This window comes from bacterium, from assembly GCA_024228115.1.
Classification (GTDB): Bacteria; Myxococcota_A; UBA9160; order UBA9160; family UBA6930.
The window spans coordinates 1-4527 of record JAAETT010000562.1 but is presented as its reverse complement, the minus strand read 5'-3'; the positions used below and the strand labels follow the sequence as shown (position 1 = coordinate 4527).

Below are 4527 nucleotides of genomic sequence, written 5' to 3'. Positions count from 1 at the left end.
GTCAAGTCAATCCGATACCGCTTCTTCGACATACGGGCCCCATGAATCGGCCCGCGACACGGCGAGAACCGATTGGCTGCGGGGGACGCAGTGCTTAGCATGACAACACTTCCGCCTTTGGTCGATACAAGGGACTAGGCTTGCGGCATCAACCTTGGTCACCAGTGGAAATCTCGGTGATCTCTGGAACCTGGAAGATCACTGGAATGCCTGTCCTGAATCCTCTTCCTACCGCGACGGCTTGTCGCGGCTTGAGGGTGGCGAGAGCCTTCACCATCTCTCCACCCATGTAGTTCGACAGGAACTCGGCACTTGTGTTGTCGAACTGCTGAAAGGCGACGATGGAGTTGCATTGCGTCAGGATGGTCTTCGAGACCGTCGCGGTGCGCTGGGCGACCACCACGAAGCCGACACTGTACTTTCTCCCCTGCAGGGCGATCTGTCCGATCGCATTGACCAAGGAACCTGCCCGCTTCTCCTCGATGCCGATGAAGTTCCACTCGGGAACCACGGTATGAGCTTCCTCAAGAACAACACAGACACGTTCTCCGAAGTTCTTCTTGTCCTTGGCGATTTCAAAGAGAACCTTGAAGAACCAACGGGTGTAGTCCAGGATCCCGGTGGTATTGGCAACATCCGGAAGCTCAAAGAGCGCTACGTGGCTTTCCGACTCCAAGAATGCCTTGATTCCGCCGAAGAACCCACGCCGTAGATCATCCTCGCACTTCGCTATCGTTGCCGCGTTCCGTCTGTCTGCGAACTTCGAGAGTTCCTCGTTCAAGCCATCGATCGCCCCAAAGAGCGCCTCTGACTGCTCCGCCCCAACGATTGGTTTCGGCGATAGTTCTGGGAACTTCCCACCATACTCGTTGGTGAAATCGACGCAGATCACTTTGACGCCCTCATCTACCATCTGCCTCACGAACCTACGGGCGAACACCGACTTTCCCGAACCCGTCACACCAAGAATGGCCACGTGGTGCGCCAATGCATCCACGACATTCATCAAGACGGGATAGTTCGTGTTGGGGATTTCGCCGATCTCCACCTCGCCGGGATTGATCTTCTGCTTCTCGATCCTCCGCGCAAGAAGCACGGGAGTGTTGACCTCTGGGACCCAGCCGAACTTCTCGAATGTTCTGCGCTCGGCATTCCATACGCCCAACTGGACGGCCTCACCAACAATCACCCCAGCCTCATTCTTGGATTGGAGTAGCTCAACTTCCGTTAGCCCTTGTACGATTTGGTAGAGCACCGTCTTGCTTCCGATCTTCAGTTCGAGAAGGTCCCCTTCGGACACTGGGACTCGCGATCCATATTCGAACCGAAGCTTGTCGATGACGGCACCCTCGACTACCACGCCGACGAACCGCTTCAGGAAATCTGGCTCTTCTTCCGTCTCCAGCCGATAGACAACATTGTTTTTGACTTTCCGTGCCGTCGGCATCGGACCGACGGCATCACTAATCGAGTCCCCGGTGAGGACCTTGACCCACTGCTCCTCGTTGAGGAGGTAATTGTCGATTATCAAGCCCTTGAAGTCCCGTCGGTCATCCTCGATCTCATAGCGAAACTCGACAAAATCAAAGCGACGGACCGGCTTTCGCTCATCGTAGAGCTTCGCGAGAAAGATGTTCTTTGATTGGACACCGAAGATCACTCCCACGTCGTTTTCATGCCTTGCGCGTCGCGAGAATGTCAGCATGGCGAAACGCTTGGGGTCGATAAGCACGACGATTGCGGAAAATCCGAACAGCCAAAGGAACCCGTCAGACTGGCTGTCCACATAGAAGAGCAGTGTCAGGAAGAAGAGAGAGAAGAACAGAAACCGTCCGTTTCCAAAGAAGGTCGAGAATCGCTTGAGCGTGAGGGACACGCGATTCTTCCAGGCAGCTGAGGACCTTGCCTCGTCGAGAAAGAGAAGCGCGAGCACGGCCGTCGCCAGAAGCAAGGCGTTGTACGTATAGAAGAGCGTGTACCACGCCCCCATTTCGGAGAGGCGTGATCGGAGTGGTGACAACAGAAGGAGGATGGCGATCGTCGAGGCTATAACGTCAGTCGGAGTCGTGAAGAAATGCTCAAGAAAGAGCGTTACGAACGCGAGCATCACCAACGCTGAGAAGATGATGGTCGGGATCTCACCCGTGGGAGCAATGCTCCCGGTCGCCAAGCGGAACACGACGAGGAGCAGCGCTATGACGATTAGGAAGAGGACGATCCGTTGTCCTTTTCTCACATTTGTTCCCTGTTTCGTTCGGTCTTCAACCCTCTTGGCGAGCCGCTACTAGCGCCCCTCGAGAAAGTCACAGAATCGACCTTCGCGGAGCGAGGACTCGGCACCACCGGCGAGGAGGTGAGCGATCCGACCACTTGGTCGAAACGTGCAGTGCCGATCTCGCCCTCGATCTCTCCCGGGTAGACAACCGGCGCCATTCCCCAAAGCGAATATCTGCTTCCTCGGCGATCAGGGTTCGGTTTGGAACGCAATCGCGGAGAGTTGCCGCAACATACTCTCGCGGATCCGCCGAACGACCTCTAAGAAAGGCGTGGTGATTGTCCATCTCCTTCTCAATCACGATGCTCGCCATGGCTCGATTCCCGAAGTGCACACCTCGTCACACGCCAAGCCTCCGCAGAGAGAGGCAGTGCGTTCAGCTCCGCCCGGGCCTCGCGCCATGCTGGATAGTGCTCGCCCTGCAGCGCCACGAAGCGCTCGCTGTGCGTTGGCTCGACCAGGTGGAGCATCTCGTGGACGATCACGTACTCCAACAGGTCTTTCGGCTTCTTCACGAGCTCCGTATTGAGGCGGATGCTTCCCGCACGGTGATTGCAACTCCCCCACTTCGTCTTCATGCGCTGAAGGAAGTAACGGGAAACCGTCACGCCGAGCTTCACTTCCCACTTCCTGATGAGCGGGGGCACCGTTTCATGCAGCAACGCCTTGTGCCACCCATGAATGACTTCTTCCCGCTTCGCCGTACTGCCGCCGGGCCGCACGGTGAGGGTGATCCTGCGGTGACCGAGGCAGACGGAGGGCTTCGCTTCCTTTTGGGCGATAGAAAGAAGATATCGCCGCCCCCAGAGGTAGTGGCTCTCCCGCTCGACAAACTGGCGAGATGTCTCCCGCGCCTGCCGGAGCAGCTTCGTCTGTTGATCACGAATCCAACCGAGTTTGGAGATGGCGTAGGCCCGGGCCACCTCCGGGCGGGTTCCGATGGGTGCGACCAGCGTGACGCGACCTATCGGCGGGTGTACCGACAAGTGGACGTGCTTGATGTCCTTTCGAGTCATTGCGATGACAATGTCACCGATCTGGATCGTCGCAGCCATCAGTACCCCGGCTGGTTCTTGATGAGTTCGAAGAGCGCCAGTGTGGCCTCGCGGTCACGGTCGAGCAGCGGGAATAGCGCATTCAGAATCTGCGCTTCGCGCGCCTGGTCGCCCTTCCAACCCGCAGGCGCTCGCTCGCGCATGGTGCGGTCAATCTTCAAGGCCAGCTCGACGAGCTCGTCTGCGTAGTCGGGGGGTGACTCAGCCACTCCGGGCGCCGCTTCGCGATCCGCCACGAGGATACGCGGCAGGTTGGTGTAGATCACAGTCGCCTCCCGCTTGCCGTGCAGCGCCGTGGGTGTGCCTTCATCGGGTTGCTTCTCTGCTAGCCGCTTTACCAGTGCCTCGGCCCTCCGCAGGAACTCCTCATAGGCCGCTGTGTCCGACCGGCTTTGCTCGATGAGGTCGTCGAGCAGCTTCGACATCTGCTCGTAGAATCGCGGATCCGTCAACTGGTCGCGGATGATGGTCTTTCGGACGTTGTTGATGATCCCTTCGGCGATCGCATTCCTTGAGAGTTTCCCCTTCTCGTTGAGCTTCCGAGCGATGGCGTCGTGAATCCCAGTCTCGATGATGAGTTCCGTGAGCGACATCTCGCCCAGCTCGCCCAGGTCGGTCGCCGGGTCGGCCTGAATGTAGGTGTTGATGAGGTGGCGCATGTCCGCCTCATAGGGCTTGATGTCGAGCTCCTCACCCGAGTGCTTCTTGATGGCAGCACGTGTCTCGCCGTAGAACGCCACCTCCTTCTGAAGCGCAGCCGCTTCGGCGTCGGAATACCCGGCTTCGGCAAGGTCCTGTGCGATGGTCGCGAAGGAGCGGACAAACACCGCGGCTGCCTTGTAGAACGCGATCCGAAGCGCCTCAGTCTCGTTCAGCGCGTTCGGGTTGGCGGCGTCGCCGCAGAAGTAGTGAAGGTACTGCTCCACCTCGCGCGGTAGCGCCACCGGCTCACATAGGTAGTAAAGGGCCTCCCGGGCCTCGTCGAGCTTCTTCTTGCCCTCTTCCAGCCAGTTCTTGGGGTGAACGTTGTTGTCACCGCCATCGCCCTCAGCGGTGTCTAGTGATATGATTCATAAATAAAGGGCACTATTGGACTATCCACGTTACCCTCGCGGCGAACGGCCAGAGGGGCACGATGCGGGTCGCAGCCGAGATTCACCTCAGCAAGAGCCAGCGGGCGACGCTTCAGCAATGGTC

The 4527-nt window shown here is 58.3% G+C and carries 2 protein-coding genes and 1 pseudogene; all 3 read right to left on the bottom strand.

Annotated features, from left to right (window positions below):
* Positions 1 to 148: 148 nt before the first annotated feature.
* The 3 genes and pseudogenes from GY937_23250 to GY937_23240 all read right to left on the bottom strand — a co-directional run bounded on the left by GY937_23250 (position 149) and on the right by GY937_23240 (position 4379).
* Positions 149 to 2236 (bottom strand): ATP-binding protein, encoded by a 2088-nt coding sequence (locus GY937_23250; protein MCP5059632.1) that lies wholly within the window; start codon positions 2234 to 2236, stop codon positions 149 to 151.
* A 332-nt stretch (positions 2237 to 2568) separates the two neighbouring features.
* The gene (locus GY937_23245; GenBank protein MCP5059631.1) at positions 2569 to 3330 is read right to left on the bottom strand and encodes a M48 family metallopeptidase; all 762 of its coding nucleotides are present in this window, start codon (positions 3328 to 3330) and stop codon (positions 2569 to 2571) included.
* A pseudogene (locus tag GY937_23240) lies at positions 3330 to 4379 on the bottom strand (DUF3387 domain-containing protein). The gene GY937_23245 and the pseudogene GY937_23240 overlap by 1 nt, the downstream one beginning before the upstream one ends.
* Positions 4380 to 4527 lie beyond the last annotated feature (148 nt).